The sequence below is a fragment of the Streptosporangium lutulentum genome, assembly GCF_030811455.1.
In the GTDB taxonomy this organism is placed as follows: Bacteria; Actinomycetota; Actinomycetes; order Streptosporangiales; family Streptosporangiaceae; genus Streptosporangium; species Streptosporangium lutulentum.
In genome coordinates, this window is sequence record NZ_JAUSQU010000002.1 from 49,606 (window position 1) to 66,401 (window position 16,796).

General features: G+C 68.8%; 13 protein-coding genes. 8 read left to right on the forward strand and 5 right to left on the reverse strand.

The features are described from left to right. Window positions 1-61: 61 nt before the first annotated feature. Window positions 62-4,057 (reverse strand): MobF family relaxase, encoded by a 3,996-nt coding sequence (gene mobF / locus J2853_RS46705; protein ID WP_307569234.1) that lies wholly within the window; start codon window positions 4,055-4,057, stop codon window positions 62-64. 382 nt (window positions 4,058-4,439) lie between these two features. Between mobF and J2853_RS46710 the strand changes: the two genes are divergently transcribed. The 3 genes from J2853_RS46710 to J2853_RS46720 all read left to right on the forward strand — a co-directional run bounded on the left by J2853_RS46710 (window position 4,440) and on the right by J2853_RS46720 (window position 6,529). Beyond that, window positions 4,440-5,198 carry a putative dsRNA-binding protein gene (locus J2853_RS46710; protein WP_307569235.1) on the forward strand — a complete coding sequence of 253 codons (759 nt, stop codon included), beginning with the start codon at window positions 4,440-4,442 and terminating at the stop codon, window positions 5,196-5,198. 65 nt (window positions 5,199-5,263) lie between these two features. After that, window positions 5,264-6,214: an MFS transporter gene (locus J2853_RS46715; protein ID WP_307569236.1), complete on the forward strand. Its 951-nt coding sequence runs from the start codon at window positions 5,264-5,266 to the stop codon at window positions 6,212-6,214. A gap of 39 nt (window positions 6,215-6,253) precedes the next feature. Then, the gene (locus J2853_RS46720) at window positions 6,254-6,529 is read left to right on the forward strand and encodes a hypothetical protein (protein ID WP_307569238.1); all 276 of its coding nucleotides are present in this window, start codon (window positions 6,254-6,256) and stop codon (window positions 6,527-6,529) included. Window positions 6,530-6,790: 261 nt separating this feature from the next. Here the strand turns inward: J2853_RS46720 and J2853_RS46725 are convergent, their stop codons facing one another. Next, window positions 6,791-7,579 carry a phosphotransferase enzyme family protein gene (locus tag J2853_RS46725; RefSeq protein ID WP_307569240.1) on the reverse strand — a complete coding sequence of 263 codons (789 nt, stop codon included), beginning with the start codon at window positions 7,577-7,579 and terminating at the stop codon, window positions 6,791-6,793. A 203-nt stretch (window positions 7,580-7,782) separates the two neighbouring features. Beyond that, window positions 7,783-8,484, reverse strand: coding sequence for a class I SAM-dependent methyltransferase (locus tag J2853_RS46730; protein WP_307569242.1), 702 nt, complete (start codon window positions 8,482-8,484; stop codon window positions 7,783-7,785). 624 nt (window positions 8,485-9,108) lie between these two features. Between J2853_RS46730 and J2853_RS46735 the strand changes: the two genes are divergently transcribed. From J2853_RS46735 to J2853_RS46755, 5 genes are all read left to right on the forward strand, one after another. After that, window positions 9,109-9,597, forward strand: coding sequence for a P-loop NTPase family protein (locus tag J2853_RS46735; protein WP_307569244.1), 489 nt, complete (start codon window positions 9,109-9,111; stop codon window positions 9,595-9,597). A 444-nt stretch (window positions 9,598-10,041) separates the two neighbouring features. Beyond that, window positions 10,042-11,439: an IS21 family transposase gene (gene istA / locus J2853_RS46740; protein ID WP_307569246.1), complete on the forward strand. Its 1,398-nt coding sequence runs from the start codon at window positions 10,042-10,044 to the stop codon at window positions 11,437-11,439. A 14-nt stretch (window positions 11,440-11,453) separates the two neighbouring features. Next, entirely contained in the window at window positions 11,454-12,227 is a 774-nt protein-coding gene (gene istB / locus J2853_RS46745; protein WP_307569247.1) for an IS21-like element helper ATPase IstB, read from the forward strand. Window positions 12,228-12,381: 154 nt separating this feature from the next. Next, window positions 12,382-12,951 carry a GNAT family N-acetyltransferase gene (locus J2853_RS46750; RefSeq protein ID WP_307569248.1) on the forward strand — a complete coding sequence of 190 codons (570 nt, stop codon included), beginning with the start codon at window positions 12,382-12,384 and terminating at the stop codon, window positions 12,949-12,951. A gap of 139 nt (window positions 12,952-13,090) precedes the next feature. Beyond that, entirely contained in the window at window positions 13,091-13,759 is a 669-nt protein-coding gene (locus J2853_RS46755; RefSeq protein WP_307569249.1) for a class I SAM-dependent methyltransferase, read from the forward strand. Between the two features lie 411 nt (window positions 13,760-14,170). Here the strand turns inward: J2853_RS46755 and J2853_RS46760 are convergent, their stop codons facing one another. After that, complete coding sequence (locus J2853_RS46760; RefSeq protein WP_307569251.1) at window positions 14,171-15,103, reverse strand: SDR family oxidoreductase; 933 nt, start codon at window positions 15,101-15,103, stop codon at window positions 14,171-14,173. A gap of 777 nt (window positions 15,104-15,880) precedes the next feature. Next, window positions 15,881-16,606: a type II toxin-antitoxin system prevent-host-death family antitoxin gene (locus J2853_RS46765; protein ID WP_307569253.1), complete on the reverse strand. Its 726-nt coding sequence runs from the start codon at window positions 16,604-16,606 to the stop codon at window positions 15,881-15,883. Window positions 16,607-16,796 lie beyond the last annotated feature (190 nt).

Genomic DNA, 16,796 nt, shown 5'->3' on the forward strand with positions numbered 1-16,796 from the left:
CGGGCTCTCTCACGCGCCTGCGCGTAGGGCCCTCGCGAACGTCGCGAAACTCCAGCGGTGATCAGAGGCCATACCCCTGGCGAGAGCCCTTCGGGGTGATGCCGGATGGAGTGGGCGGCCGGTAGGCGGGTCCCAGGTCGGGCGGGCGGTGCCGTGCCGCAACCTGTTCTTGTACCTGCTCGCGCCGAATTTGGGCCATGGCGGGCGCGGCCGGATGACGGCGAGCGCGGTCCTCGCCGCGCCGGCGGGCATCGTCGAGCTGGTGGCGGTAGTCGGCCTCGGCACTCAGGGCGGCGAGGGTCTGCCGGGCTCGGTGGTGTCGATCGGCCAGGCTGTCGCCGGCACCTGTGACGGTCAGCCGGGCGGCCTGCACGCGCTGGCGGTCGGCGAACCCCGGCATGACCGTCTCCAGCCGGGCGGCGCTCTCCTTCTCCAGCGCGGCGGCGAAGGACAGCGAGCCGTTCAGGATGCGGTGCCGCTTGTGCAGGTCGACCGTGGTCGTGGCGGTGGGAGAGCCGTTCAGCGCCCTCTGCTGTGCGGCCTGCTCGGCCCGGTCGGCGAGGTCGGCGCGGCGCGAAAGATCGGTCAGCTTCTCCTTCGCCTGCGACAGTCGTTCGGTCAGCCGGGAGCGTTCACCGCTGGGCAACCAGCCGCGCAGCCGCCCGCTGTACTTGGTGCGCAGCGTCGCCTCCAGCGTGACGGCCTTCTGCTCGGCTGCCCGCAGTGCGGCCTGCGCTGTCTGGTGGCGGTGTCCGGCGCGCTCGAGGTCGGGCAGCGCTGCCGCGAGATGGTCGCGTTCGCCGACCAGTTCGGCGCGTACCTGCTCGCGCACGGCGTCGACCTGCTCGGCGCGGGCCCGCTCGCGCCGCTGCTCGGTCTGGACCAGCTCGGCCAAGCCCGACAGCTTCGCGGCCGCGTCGAGGAGGCGGGTCTGCAGGTCCTCCTGGGGGAGCAGGCCGTGCGGGCGCTGCGGATGGGTGACCTCCTGCAGCATCGCTCGGGCGACGACGGTGTCGGCGATCGCCTGGATCTCGGCCTGCTCGGCGGCTTCCCGCTCGCGGGCGCGCACCGCGGCGATCGGCTCGGGCTCGGCGGTGATGAGCCGATCAGCGCGGTCGCCTTGCAGGGTTGCGGTGTAGGCGTCCAGGGCGCGCTGCAGCTCCTCGGCGTGGTTGCGGGGCTCGCCGTGGCGGGCGCGGTCGGCGTCGGATTCCAGCATGGTGCGCGGCAGATACAGGTGGGCGCTGAGCCGGTCGCGGGTCATCGCCGCATACAGGGTGTGCGGATCCAGGCCCATCCCGTAGACCAGCGCGTGCTCGCTGCTCAGGCCTTGGGCGGCGGCCACCGTCATCGCGGTGCCGTGACTCAGGCCGCCGGCACTGATGTAGGCCGGGCTCACCCGCTCCTCGATGAGGACTGGACCGTCGGCGCCGGGCCGTCGCCACTGCACCACCACCGAGCGGTCGGGGTTGATCGCGAGCACGGTGCCCCGGTAGCCGTTGAGCACGTCCGCGCGTTTTCCTCTGCTCTTGCGCGAGCGGTAGTCGTTCTTTCTCAGCCGGACGTGGTCTCCGACCGCCAAAGCCAGGGTGCGGCCGCCGGGCAGCCGGTAGAGCTCATCGGGGCCGGTCAGTTCCCCGTTTTGGCGGCGGATCGCGCGGGCGGCCGTGTTGATTCGTTCGGTGTCGGCGTTGGATCCGGCGAGCACCAGGACGGCGGCGAGCTCGTCGTGCACCTCGTCGTAGCTGGTGCGAACGCGGCTCCAGTCGGCCAGCAGTGCGGCCTGGGTGTCGGTGGCGTCGCGTCCGGCGTGCACGCGTCCGCCTTGGCTGAAGGTGTGCAGCGCCTCGCCGCGGTTGCCTTCGCGCCACAGCTGCAGGGCGCGGCGCTCGATCGGGTCGCGCTGACGCCGGTTCTCATCGAGGATCAGGCCATCGACCTGGCGGTGGATCGCGGCGAAGGTGCCGCCGACGCCGACCGCGCGCAGCTGCAGCGGGTCGCCGATCGCGACGACTTTCGTGCCGGTGCGCTGGGCCTCGCTCAGTAAGACGGCCAGGTCGCGGTCGTCGACCATCGCGGCCTCATCGATGACCAGGACGTCGACGCCGTCCAGGCCGGGGCGTTCGGGGTCGGCGATGTGCATCAACCAGGCGGAGATCGTGCGCGCGCCGATGCCGGACTCGGCGCTCAGGTTCGCGGCCGCCACCGCTGCGGTCGCGGCGCCGGCGACCACCAGGCCGCGGCTTTCCCACGCCGAGCGGGCGGCCGCCATGATGGTCGTCTTGCCCGCCCCAGCCACGCCGATCAGCGCGTCCACCCCATGCCCGGCGCACAAAAAACGCTGCAGAACCTGGCGCTGGGAGGGGGAGAAGGTGACGTCGTAGCCGACTTCGAAGGTGCCGATCGCCAGTTCGGCCACGTTCGCGTCGAGGACGGCGACGCCCTTGTCGTAGCGTTCACCGGTGATGCGAAGGGCCTGCTGTTCGGCGTCGATGATGTCGCGGGAGGTGTAGCGGGCGGAGTTGACCAGATGCGAGGCTCCGGCATCCGGCAGCCGTACGGCGGGGCCGAACGCCAGGACCTCATCGGTCAGCGTCTCGGCGTCGACCAGGTCGGCCACCCCGTCGGGGCAGGCGTCGATGACGGCGGCCAGCACATCGGCGCGGCTGACCATCTTGGTGTGGGAGGTCAACCCGGCACCTTCCCGCCAGATCCACCCCGCGATCTCTTCGGCGCTGGGGCGCTGCGGCAGGCCTTCGCCGGGGTGCAGGCACGCGGCCAGCTCGGCGGCGGCGTCGATGCCGTCGGCCGCGCATTGGGCGTGCCAGTTCGCCACGAGCGCGGCCCCGTCCGCCATTGAGCTCTGTTTGGATTGGCGGCTGGTGGCGCTGGCGACCCGCCGGGCATGCTGGTGGGTGGCGTCGTAGTCCATGCCATGGTCGGCCAGCATCGCCTTCACCTGGCCGTCGCGCTTGGAAAACCGGGTGCGCATCGCCTCGCCGATACCGACAATCTCCCACGCCCCGGTGACCGGATCGCGCTCCCATCTCACCCCAAGCTCCTGGGTCAGCCGGCGCCGGACGCGGGCCTTGACCAAGGCGTCGGCGGCGTGCGCGTGCCGGTACAGGTCGCGCCCGCCGGCGGCCACGGCCGACCACTTGCCGTCGGTTCCGTGCACCATGTTGGCGATCTGCACGTGCGCGTGCAGATGCGGATCAGGGGCTTGGCCGTCGACCGGGCGGGCGGTGCGGTGCCACATCACCCAGCCCAGCAGGCCGCTGCTGTCGGTGCGTTTGGCGAGCCGGCCGCCGCCCTGGCGGCCGCGCTGGCCGTAGGCGACCCAGCCCTCCACCGCCGCGACGGTCTCGATGACCGACTCGGCGAACACCTGCTCCACCGCCGCCGCCACCGCTGGGGCCGACAGCCCGTGCAGCGCGCTGACGGACTTGGTCATGTCCGCGGTGAGGTCATATCCGCGGTTGCCGACCCGCACCCGAGCCTTTCGCCAGCGCCGCGCCTCGGCCAGCTGCTCGCCCTCATATACGTTGCTCAGGTCGATGGCGGCCGCGCGGGCGAGCTTGCGCGCGTCCTCATACGACACGAGGTATGCCTCGCCCTTGCGCTGCACGCCCCGGGCCAGCTGCGCGGCGCGCGCGGCCATCTTGGTGTTGCCGCCCAGCAGCGCGGTGGTGTTCGTCATCTCGCGCATCGCCGCGGTCTGCTCCAGGGCCTGCAGCAGCGGTGCGCCGCCGAGCATGGCGCGCGGGTCGACGGCCTTCTTCGCCTCCACCAACACCACGCCGGACTCGGGGTGGCGGCCGTCCATGAGGGCTCGCGCGGCCTCGTAGTGCTCGGCGGTCAACGCGCTGCCCGGAGTGATGCCGACATCGCGCAGGCCTTCGCCGATCCACATCAGGCCGCGCTCATCGGCCAGCCGGTAGGCCATCTGCGCGTCGCCCTGGTGCTCGCCGAGGTGTTCGTGCCGGCACCCGGCGCCCTCGGTGAGGCGGTAGTCGACCTGCGTCTGGGAGGGGCCTAGCTTGGTCACCCATGCCACGCCGACCACCTCCTTGCGTCCGCCCAGCTCAGTGCCGGTCTTTCGGCCGAAGGCCGCCCGTATCGGGAGATACCTTCGTCCAAGATCCTTTTCTGTGATCTTTGATTGTGTGAAGATGAGTCTGACAAATGGTTTTTATGGTGTCTATGGGATTGACCTGGACAATCTGTTTTGCTCTTCACATGGTGCTGGATGGCTCTGTTTTGGCGTTGTCATTTTTCTTGTCAGGCGGGGTGTGCCGGCTGCCGGCTCCCGCTTTCCTGGCGTCGCCGGCGACGGGGTGCGCGCGGTGCGAGCCGCGGCCGCCCCCGCCGCCGGTCGGGGTCGGCGGACCGCGCGCGGGTTCTGCCGGGCTGGGGTGTCTCTGGCAGGGTGGTGCGCCGTGAGCACCGACGAACAACAGCAGCTGCAGCCGCCTCCGGCCTCGCGGCGCCGCGGCGGCCTGGCCGCCACCCGGGGCGGGCACCAAGAAAGCGAGCGGTCGTTTTTCTGCCGGGTGTGCCAGCGCGCCGAGCGCGGTGTGTGGGTGCCGGCCGGCTGGTATCTACTGGAGCGCGCCCCGGGCGGCAAGGGCCGCCATATCCGGCTCGGGTTGTACTGCAGCGTCGCCTGCCTGGTGCGGGCGGGGGAGATGCTGGGGGAGGGCGCGGCCGAACACGCCGCCCGCCTGGATCTGCCTACCGAGGCCGACCGGCGTCGGGAGCGGGAGCGGGTGATCGAGGTCGCCCAGACGTTGCTGTCGGGAGGCTTGAGCATCCGCCAGGCCGCCGAAAGCTTGCACGTGGCGACCTTCACCCTGAAGGCGTGGTTGAAAGAGGCCGGAATCCAGATCGGCCCGGCGAGCATCTCCCACGCCGCGACGCCGACGCCGGCCTCCGGCGCGCCCGTGCCCGCGCTGGCGGCGGGGGAGCATCATCCGGTCAGCGTGCTCAATGAGTGGACCCAGCAGGGCCGCATCGACGGCATCGACTGGCACCTGGAGGCCACCGGCCCATCGCACGCGCCGGCCTTCACCGCGACCGCCACCACCCACCCGGCCGGGGCCAAGCGGCCGATCTCCGCGCAAGGCAGCGGGGCGAGCAAGACCGCCGCCCGGGCCGCGGCCGCCGCCGCGCTACTGGCCCAGCTCACCTCTTCCTGACCCCTCCCCGAGAAGCTCCGGCGCGTAGGGGCGTTGACAGGTCCGGGCCGCGTGACCATGGTGCAATGGTGGGGCCGCGAAACCGGTGGGGATTGCTGCAAGATTTCGGCTTTCGGCAGCTGTTCATTGCCACCACGATCAGCCAGCTGGGCAGTCAGGTCAGCCTGCTGGCGCTGCCGTTGGTAGCGGTCTTGGCATTGGAGGCGTCCAACTTCCAGGTTGGCGCATTGACCGCCTGCGGCACGATCGCGTTTCTGCTGGTCGGGCTGCCCGCCGGGGCATGGGTGGACCGGATGCGCCGGCGCAACGTACTGATCTTCGGTGATGTCGGGCGCGCCCTGGTGCTGGGCTCGGTGCCGCTGGCCTGGGCCATGGGCGCGCTGAGCATGATCCAGCTATATCTGGTTGCGCTGGTGACCGGGGTGCTGACGGTGTTCTTCGACGTGGCCTATCAGAGTTACCTGCCGCACCTGGTCGGCCGCGAACACCTGGTCGAGGGCAACGCGAAACTCGAGGCCGTGCGAGCCAGCAGCCAGGTCGCCGGACCGACCCTCGCCGGCGTGGTGATCCAGGCGGTGACCGCGCCGCTGGCCGTGACGCTGAACGCGCTGAGCTTCGCCGCCTCGGCCCTGTTCGTTAGGCGGATCCGCACCCGCGAAGAGCTGCCGCCGCGCACGCGCGACACCCATCTCAGAGCCGAGGTGATGGAGGGCCTGCGGTTCGTGTTCGGCAACCGGCTGCTGCGAGCGATCGCGATGTCCATCGCGCTGTACAACCTGCTGTCGGCGGCGCGGGTGGCGATGCTCCTCGTGCTGCTGGCCCGAGAGATGCACCTGTCCGCCGGCACGATCGGGCTCTTTTATTCGATCGCCTCGGTGGGCAGCCTCCTCGGGGCGCTGACGGCCACGAAGATCGCCGCACGGATCGGCCAGGGCCCGGCGATCTGGGTCCCGATCGCGATCGCCGCACCGTTCCAACTGCTGATCCCGATGGCCCAGCCCGGCTGGCTGTTATAGACGGCCGCATGCGCCTACCTGGTGATCTCGTGCTGCGTCGTGGTCAACAACGTCACCCAGGTCAGCTTCCGCCAACGACTGACCCCCGAGCACCTGCTCGGCCGGATGAACGCCACCATGCGCTTCCTCGTCTGGGGCACCACCCCGATCGGCGCCCTCATCGGCGGCGTGCTGGGCCAACTCCTCGGACCACGCCCCACCCTGTGGCTGGCCGCCATCGGCGCGACGATCCCGGTCCTGCCGCTGATCCTTTCCCCGCTACGGCACCTGCGTGAACTACCGACACTGAGCGACCGCGAGCACCTACTCGACTAATCGTTTCGTCGGGGGTCTTAATCGCGTGTACCTGGTGACACGGCCTTACCGACACCCCGATTTCATGCAGCGGGTAGCTTTCGGCCGAGCTCGGTGATCAGCTCGCGATCCAGAAAATCCCCGGCGAGGCGGCCCTGAACGACACACCGGACACGGCTTCGCTGACGTTTCGGGGTCAAAGAGCCGATATCGGACGGCGGTAGGCGAACAACGGGCAGTTGGGAAACTCTCAGAAAAACTGAGCGATCATCAAGGCAGAGATCAAGCCGTCAACGCAGCCTGGAAGACGGCCTGGTGCCGCGCGATGTGCTCGGCGTCGGTGCGGTAGAGGGTGTCATCGCCCGCCGCGATGTGGGCGGCGAATGCTTCGTTGCCCGCGTTGGCCTGGTCGTGCATGTGACCGACCAGGTGGTCCAGCCGGGCCCGCGCGGTGTCGGTCAGCGCGTCCCTGTCGGTGTCGCAAAGACGGTAGGCGTCGGCGAACAGACGCAGCCGACGTGCCTGCTCCTTGACGGCAGGGATACCGTCCTCGCGGTGGGGATCGGCCAGGGGCACGAACCGGTAGGCCGCATAGGCAACGTCCCAGATCCGCGGTCCAGGATGAACGGTGTCGAAATCGATGAACGCGGCCGGTTGCCCATCACGAAAGACGCAGTTGTAGGGGGCGATGTCACCGTGACAGATCACCTCGGCCGGGTATTGCGGGGAGAAGTACCAGGTGACGTCGGCCGGTGCGATGAAACCGGCGGTGGCATCGTGGTAGTCGCGCAGCAGCACGCCGACGGCACGCAGGGCGCTGTCCGATTGCGCGTACTCGGGCAGCGGGTAGTCGGGGACCTGGCCGGCCAGGAAGTCGAGAATCTCTCGGCCTTCGCTGTCGAGTCCGTGACTCGTGGGGGCGCCAGTGAACCCCATCGCCGCGAGGTGGTCCAGCAGCGCGTGAACGGCCGGCGTCCAGCGGCCGGTGGGCCGCCGCACTGTGCTGCCGATCCGGACGACGTGGTTGATGCCTCCACCGGTCAGTTCTTCTTCGTCGCTCTGCGGTGACATCACTATTGCGGATCCTTCAGGTTGCTTGAGGCGGGACTCTAGTTCCGTATCGGCAACGTTTGCCCTGTTGCGGTGTGGCGCGTCGTCCGGGTGCTGTGTCGGGCGGCGCGTGGCCGTCACCCTGGCTGGGTGGCGGAACCGTCATGCCGACGACCGCCGCCTCCGAGCCGTCGTCGCCAAGGTAAACGTGGCCTGATACGGCATCAGTCGGCCTGAAGAACGAAGAACAAAAAGCACAGGAAGGCCCCCGAGGGCTTGCCCGCGAAGATCTCGGGGAACAATTCGCGGGCGCCCGGTGCGGGGGACGGTTCGCTGATGACGGCGATCCGGAAGCCGGCTGCGGTGAAGGCGTCGGTCATCGCGTGCAGTGGCCGGCGCCAGAAGCTCATCAGGGCGCTGTGCCCGCCGAGGGTCCATTCCTCGGAGTACGTGCCGGTCACGAAGTAGCCGGCGCCGGGACCGGCCTGCAGGTAGTCGACGAAAGGGTGATTAACGGACACGACCAGCCGGCCGCCGGGCATCAGCACCCGCCGCAGTTCGGCCAACAGTGCCGTCCAGTCCTCCAGATAGTGCAGGACCAAGGATGCGACGACATCGTCGAACGCGGCATCGGAAAACGGCAGCGGGCTGCCCAGATCAGCGAGGTGCAGGGCCGCGCCGTCGCCGAGCCGCTGCCGGGCCAGCTCCAGCATCTTGGCGCTGGAGTCGAAACCGGTCACGATGGCGCCCCGGTCGCGCAGTGCCGCGGACAGAGGACCAGAGCCGCAGCCGGCGTCGAGGATCCGCCGGCCGGCCACGTCACCGGCCAGATCCAGAATCGCGGGCCGCTCGTAGTAGGCGTTGACGAGGCTGGCCTCGTTTTCGGCCGAGTACGCCTCGGCGAAGCTGTCGTAGTCGTTGGGCACAGCCCGCTCTGCGGACCCGGCAGATCCCTCGGGAACAGGACGGATCCACGACGGCTGCGTGGGGGCTGCGGTGTCTACTTGCCCGGCAGAACTCTTGGGAGCGACAGTCATACGGGCGATCCTGGCATGCTCGGCCTGTCCGGCATCGGGTGTTTCACGATCGCCCCATGGGTGCCAATGAGCACCACACAGGGCAAACGTTCGCTGATCGTGCTAGGGCGACACGATGGATGGAGATACATCGACACCCTGTCTCCGGAGGTAAGGACACAGGTCCGGCTTGCCCGGACGGACTGCCGGTCGCTCAACCTTATCGACGTCATGGTCCAGAGGCCACGCCGGTGTCTGCCGGCGACGCTCGATCCATTTTGCAATCCACAAGATCACCCTCAGCGCGACTTTCCCAAGCGATAGTCCTCAAGCCCCTACCAGGAGGTGGGGCGAGCGACGGCCATACTCGGCGACGAGGAAGGTCGGAGTGGCTCCCAGACTCGCCGACACAAATCTGGTCCCAGGACCGTAGCCCGGCTCTCAAAGTGGCTGATATCTGGCTCTCGTAGTCACCGACATAGCCAAGGACGCCAACACAGGACATCGACCCCAGCACCAGGTCATCATGGAAGCGTGAGACGGGTAGCGATCCTCGGCCGTGGCGCCGCAGGCAAATCGGCCCTCGCCCGCCGCCTGGGCGACGTGGTGAAGCTGCCCGTCATTGAACTGGACACGCTGTTCTGGGAACCCGATCTCACCGCGACGGCTCCCGGCCGATGGGCGGCTCGTCAACAGGAGCTGGTCCAGCAGGACGCCTGGATCCTCGATGGCGACCTCGGACCCTACGACACCGCCCTCGACGTGCGACTCCGGATGGCCGACACCATCATCGTGCTGGACTTTTCCTTCCCACGATGTGCCTGGCGGACGATCCGGCGAGGCCGCGAACGTGCCGACTTCTGGCGCTGGGTCTGGGCCTACCGGCGACGCAGTCTCCCCCGCATGACGCAGGCAATCACCGCGCATGCTCCCCACGCGGACACCCACCTGTTGCGCAACCCCCGCGCGGTCCGGCGATTCCTCGCCCAGCTTTCCAGAGACGACCAGGCCCACAACCGATAGCTGTCCCGAGATCCGGATAGCTGCTCACAACGCTCTCCGAGATCCACGCACTCCAAGTCACCGCTTCATCGAGAGTGGGTCAGAGCCCATTAAGTCCGCGCGCAACACGAGGGATCTTGCAACGTGTGGCTGAGTTGTCTGTGATGCCGGGCGGAGGAATGACGCCCGGCATCATGGCCTGATGGATCATCGGATGACCGCAGCGCATTTTGACGACCGGGCCACTCGATACGCGGGCGCCGACTGGCACCTCCGATACGCCGAACGCCTGGTGGAGCTGGCAGAACTGTCGGACGGCCACCGGGTGTCGGCGTACGACTTCAAGTGCAGAGATAAGTACAGGTAAACGTGCAGAGACGGTTCGGCGTGTTGGCGAATCTCGCAAGGCGGTGAGCGGGGAACCTGCCCTCAGGTGATGATCAACCTGGGGGTGGGCTGGTGGTCTTGGAAGCAGAGCGTTGGCTCGAACTGCGCCGGTTCCGTGCATTGCGCGAGTCGGGCGCGACCCTCTCAGAGATCGCCCGAGAGACCGGGCTGAACTGGCGCACGGTGAAGAAGTACCTGGAGGAGGACGGCCCTGCTGCACCTCCAGTAGCGGCCCCGCGCCCCGGCCGGCGTAACCAGGTGATCCCTCCGTTCGCGCCGATCATCGATGCGTGGCTGCGGGCGGAGATCCTGTTGAAGGGCACGGTCATCCACGAACGCCTCGTGGAGGAGTACGGCTTCACCGGCAACTACCAGCGGGTCAAGCTCTACCTGCAGGAAGCGCGCCCGCGGATCGCCGCGGAGCTGGGCTATACCCCCAGCGAGCTGGCCCGGCTGCACCGCCGCTTCGAGGTCGTGCCCGGCGCCCAGGCGCAGGTGGACTGGGGCGATGAGGGCGGCATCCTCGCGCACATGGGCATCGCCAAGGTCTATTCCTTCCACATGGTGCTGTCCTATTCACGTGATCCGTTCTGCTGCTTCACCACCAGCGTGGATCTGGCTACCTTCTGGGCCTGTCACCGGCGAGCGTTCGCCCACTTCGGCGGCGTGCCGGGCTCGATCGTCTACGACCGCACCAAGACCGTCATCCGTCGGCACGTCGCGCCTGGCCAGGCCGTGCCCCTGCATCCCGAAGCGGTGGCCTTCGCCGGGCACTACGACTTCACCATCGATGTGCTGGCCGCCTATCGGCCCACTGGCAAGGGCCGCGTCGAGCGCCAGGTGCGGATCATCCGTGACCACGTCCTGGCCGGGCGTGCCTTCTCCTGCCTGCACGACCTGGACCAGGCGTTCCTGGAGTGGGTGCCGCTGCGGCGGCGCCGCACCCATGGCACGCACGGCGAAGTGATCGGCGTGCGCGCATCCCGCGACCACGCGGCCCTGCGCCCGCTGCCGGTCCGGCCCCATCACGTGGTCAATCGGCACCTGCGTCACGTCGGCAAGGACTGCCTGGTCGCTTTTGAGGCCAATCTCTACTCCGTGCCCGCCACCAAGGTCTTCCACCGCCAACTCGTTGAGATCCGCGCCTCGGCCGCGACCATCAGCCTGCACGCCACCATCCCGGACGAGCACGGCGTGACATTGCTGGCCGTGCACCCACGCGCCGTTGGCCGCGGCGCCCAGGTGGTCGATCCCGACCACTGGAAAGCCCTGCCCGACGGGCACACCCGCGCCACGACCACCAGCCACGAAGACCAGCCCGACCCACGCCGACAGCAACCCGACAAGCCGTCCACCGCCCTGCGCTTCCTGCTCGCCCGCGCTGATGCCGCCCAGATCACCGTCGGCCGACGACCGCTGTCGGTCTATGACCAGATCACCGGCACCGGCCCGTTCACCACACCCACCACCACCTGAAGGACACCACCACCGTGAGCGAGCTGGTCACCACCCGCATCCGCGCCACCGCCACCAAGCTCGGCCTGCCGCACCTGGCCGACGCCCTCTCCGCCCATCTCTCACGCGCCGACGCCGCGCAGATGGGCTACCTGGACTTCCTGGACCTGCTCCTGGAAGAGGAACTCGCAGTCCGCGAGGAACGGCGGCTACGCCATGCTCTGCGCATCTCGAAAATGCCACACCACAAAACCTTGGACGCCTACGACTTCTCCTATCAGCCTGAGCTTGACCCCCGCCGGGTCCGGGACCTGGCCACGCTCGCGTTCGTCGAGGCCAAGGCCAACGCGGCGCTGCTGGGCCCGCCCGGGGTGGGCAAGACGCATATCGCCGTCGCCCTGGCGGTCGCCGCCTGCCGGGCCGGGTTCACCATCTACTTCACCACGCTGGACGACATGGTGCGCCAACTCAAGGCCGCCGACGCGATCGGCCGTCTGGCCAGCAAGCTGCGCACCTACCTGCGCCCGCACGTCCTGGTCCTGGACGAGGTGGGCTACCTACCCCTGGGCCGCGACGAAGCCAATCTCGTCTTCCAGATGATCTCCAAGCGGTATGAGAAGGGCTCGATCATTTTGACCTCCAACAAGGCCTTCAGCGAATGGGGCCAGGTCTTCGGCGACGAGGTCCTGGCCACCGCCATCCTCGACCGGCTCCTGCACCACTGCGAAGTCCTCGCGATCAACGGCCCCAGCTACCGCCTCAAGAACCGACTGGCCGTCGTCGACACCCACATCACCGCCACCGGCTGAGCTTGGCGTTCGCCTGCCTCTGCTCCGCCCGACTCGGTGATCGGCAAAACCGATTGCCTGGACGCGGGCCGGGGATGCAGAATCTTCGCTGTGATCTCTCAATGTCGCGACCGCCACCATCCGGACATCGCCACACACATTGAGGATCACTGCCTTGAGCCATGTCATACGTGAGTACAGCCCTGCGGACGAGACCTCCTGGCTGCGCTGTCGAGCACTCTCCTTCCTGGGCACCGCCTACTTCGACGCCGTCTTCAACAGCAAGCCCAAGATCGAAGCTCCAGGCTTCGAACTGGTCGTGACCGAAGAACGCGGGGCCGTCACAGGGATCATGGACGTCACCGTCGACGGTGAGCTGGCGACCATCGACACCATCGCAGTCCACCCCGACCACCAGCACCAGGGCATCGGCCGCGCTCTACTCTCCGAAGCCCGCGCCCGCGTCGCCGCGCTTGGCGTGCCAACGCTGGACGCCTGGACCAGGGACGATCCGAGCACATTGCGCTGGTATCGGGCCAACGGCTTCACCGAGAGCGAGCACTACCTGCACGTCTACGCGAACCACTACACCGAGGCCGGCGAGCCGGACCGAGCCATCGGCGAACGACGGCCAGGCCTACGACCAGTGATGGCCTTCCTGCACGCCAATCTGCGGGACGAGCAGTTGATGCGTGAGCAGTTCGCTCGCGTGCACATTTGCCGTCGCTTCGTGCTGGAGCCCTGAGCCACACTCCTTACCCAGCCCGTGGTCGGTCCTGCCGACCACGGGGCTTTGGAGTTCGCCGAATATCAGGACGGTCCTGGCGAGCTCTGCACGTTTACCCGTACTCACCTCTGCACACGAAGGTGTACGCCGACACCGGGTGCTGGATGCCGCTACCGGAACGGGTTTCGCCGCCAAGGCTGCCGCGCGTGTGGTCGGGGCGAGGGGGCAGGTGATCGGGGCAGACATCTCGCAGGGCATGTTGGCGCAGGCCGAACGGCTCAGCGCCGATCTGGGCAATGTCACCTACGTGCGGGCCGATGCCAGCCGGCTCGATGACTTCGACGGCGGGTCGTTCGATGCGGTGATCTGCTCGGCGGGAATGTTGTATCTGCCGCTGGAGGAGACGCTGTCGGCGTGGCATCGGGTGCTGAAGCCGGACGGGCTGGTCGGCTTCTCGGCCATGTGGGAAGGCTTTCCCCTCCTGGCGCGGCTCTTTCGCGACTGCGCCACCGAGTTCGGCCTGGACCTGGCCGATCCGATGACGGCCCTCGGCAATGAACGGCGCTGCGAGGATGCGCTGGTCCGCGCCGGTTTCACCTGCACGCGCACGGTCGCCGAGGTTGTCATGCTGCCCGGCTCGGATGCGGGGCAGGTCTGGCGTCTCAACAGCGGCAGCCCGCACTATCCGGAGATCCGGGCACTCGGCCCGGGCGATCTGTCCGCGCTGGAGACGCGCTTCACCTCCGAAGTCCGGCGACTCATGGCCGAAGACGAGGCCACGACGTTGCGGGCGCCGGTCATCTATGCCTTTGGTCGGAAATGTTGAACCTGCGAACCGGCCGACACACGCCGGAGCCCGCTGATCTATCGCCCCATCTCACCGAAATTGAAAGGTCGCTCCGAACAAACCGAGACCACCGGTTCGACCCTGCTTTTCACCCCCAGCTCGCCGTCGCGATCGGTGGAAGCCTTCACCCGGACCGGACAGTCGATGCCGTCGGTCTTCTTCCCTCACTGTTCCCTGGCCTCGCCCCTTGCGGCCTGTCCGGCTGGCGCGCGGCCGACTGTCCAGTCCGTCGACCGAGCGTCAGCGAGGGAGCGGACTTGACCGGCGGCAAGCGTCGGCCGGACAGGCCGTGGGCGAGCTGGCTCTGCGGCGACGGACCCCGGGCCGCGAGGTGTGCAACCCGAGGTCCTTTACTACGTAGATTTACGGGAGGTGCGGAGGAAACCGCGCTCAGTCGGAGGAGAAGGGGAGCATCGGCCCGGCCGACCCGCTGGCGCGGCCGGTGGCGAGAGCGTCGAGCAGCAGGTCAAGGACACGGGTGGGCGGCGGGTAGCCGTCGGCTTGGGCGATGAGATGGTCGCGGAGCCGGTGTTTGCGGGCCGCGGCGGTGCGCGCGGCGCGATAGGTGGAGTCGGCGGCGATCTGCTGTGCCAGCTCGGGGATGCGCTGTTCGACGCTGGCATAGTGGTGCTGTTCGGCGGTCATCGCCCGGTCCATCGCCTGCCGGATCGCATCGTAGGTGAGGAAGGTGGGGAGTTCGTCGAAGGGGCCCTGATCGCACTCGGGGGAGGCGAGATAAATCCGCGCCACCCGCCGACGATTGCTCTCGGTGCCGGCGGCGCGAAACTCCGCCCTCGCCAGCAGTTCCTGGGTCAGCCGCTCGACGATGGCCGCCCTTTCCGCCTCGGGTAGTTGCGGCTCGGGGTCGTCTTCGTCCTCAGCCGGCACGACGGCGGCCACTTCGGTGCGCAGCTGCTCATACCATGGCGCGTCGGCGACCCAGCGGTGCACGACGCCCTGGTACATGAACGCCACCTCCAGGCTGATCGGCCAGCCATTGAACCGGGCCGCGCTCTTGCGCAGCTTGGTGATCTGGGCGCGTAGCGCCGGATCGAGCTCCTCGCCCAGGAGGTCGTCCTCGGCCAGTTCGACGACGTCGGCGATGTCGAACGGTGAGGGTTCGATGTAGGCGAGCTTTTGCCCCGCGGCCACGACCAGGTCGAGTAACTCCTCCAGGTCCATGTCCTCGGGCTCGAGGTAGACCTCGGCGCCTTGTCGTGCGATCGGCACGACTGGCACCATCCGCACTCCCCGATCACCTGCCAGGTCAACGGCTCGCTGAGCGAGCGGCGACAGCTCATCCTCGGCGGTCTTCAGCTTCACATGCCCCTCCTGTCCTGCGGATCTGTCACATCGGAGGGAAGGTAGCGAACGCCACTGACAATTCGCGGTCATCTGTTTACTGAGTGCCACAGTTCGTTTGAGCAGAGTTCCTTGAAGCCGGCGACACGGACCCGATAGGTACACGCGTACGCAGGTACGCGCGTACCTGCGCGCGTACCTACGCGGAGGGTAGGGCCCGGCCAGGTTCCGTCGTCCACCGCGGCGGAGGCCTCGGCGCGACGTATCCCGGCCAGGGCGACAGCCTGGCCAGTGGTCGGCGGCGACGGCCTGGTGGCCGCGGGCGGTGCCGCTGATCGTGGTGGCCAGAGCTGCCGACGCGGGGGCCAGCTTCGTTGACGGCGCTCTCCCACTCGGTGACCGGTCGCCAGCGACGCCCGGGTCGGTCTCGGCGAGACAGCGCCCGGCGTCGACCAGCTCCGGCACCCAGGGCGGCCAGGCGCTCGATGTCGGCCGATAGGCGCGAGCGCTGCCATGCGCTCTGGGCCTGCGCGGTCTCAGCTCGGCGCCGGTCTCGGTGGGCGGCCTGCCGGCAGGGCGTCCCGCAGTAGCGGGCCGGTCGGCCGGTGCGGGCCGGGGCGATCGACGCTGAGCACGCCAGGCAGGCCGGGCCCAGGACGGTCTCGCTCATCGCGCATTCCCAGGGTTACGCCGGGCGAAGACCCGCGCCGCAGTGAGCGACGAAACCGGGGTCGAGGAACAGCGGGGCTGCGGCCGCCGCCGCGCTACTGGCCCAGCTCACCTCTTCCTGACCCCTTCTCAGGCATCGTCGTCGAGCTCGCGACGCAGCTGCTCGCGTTCGTCGTCGGTGATGCCGGTCAGCCACTCCCAGCGGGTCACCCGGCGCAGTTTGCCGCGGGCCAGGTCGTGGGCCAGCACGATCCGCGAGGCCCGCCCCATATCCTCCTCGCGCACCACATACGCCTCGCGCGTCTCCCATGGGACGTCGGCCCAGGAGGCTTCCTGCGCGATCGCCACTGCGGCCCGGTAGGCCGGGGAGCCGTGCTCGCGGGGGCGTTCGTTCATCGGCTCCCAGCACGAGGCGCAGCGCACGAACGCGACCTGCTCTGAGGCGGTGACGTCGGTGTCGGCGACCACCGCCTGCACCCCGGCCGCTGGGTCGGCGGTGTTGACCAGGGCGATGACGACCGGGCCGGTGAAGACCACGTGCATGAACGAGGAGCGGCACAGCGGGCACACCGCGACGCGCGAGCCGATCGGGAGTCGCTCGCCCAGCGCCGTCTCCTGAGCGCGGCGCTCGCGTTCGGCGTCTCGGGCGGCCAGGTGGACCTGCCAGACCACCACCGCCTGGATCGGCAACAAGGCCGCGGCGTTGCGGTAGGGGCCGCGCCGCCGCAGCACCACCGGCTGCCCGGTGCCGGCGCGCTCGACCAGGTCGGCCAGCCGCGCTCGCGCCTCCCGGATTCCGATCTCCTCAACCTCACCCGCCGCGCTCGCCGCGCCCCTCTTGTCCGCCTCGTCCACGCCACGCATTGTGGCCGCACACCAGGCGCCCGCGCGAGAGAACACGATCCCTCCTCCGCGACCCGACCGCCGGGGCTCGGTCGACGGCAGTGGGATTTGTGTACACAACCCTCCGACCGATCAAGATCTTTAACGTTAAAGCCGGGTGCTTTACGTCGTAGATCAAGAATAGGAGGTCGCCGAACTGTCA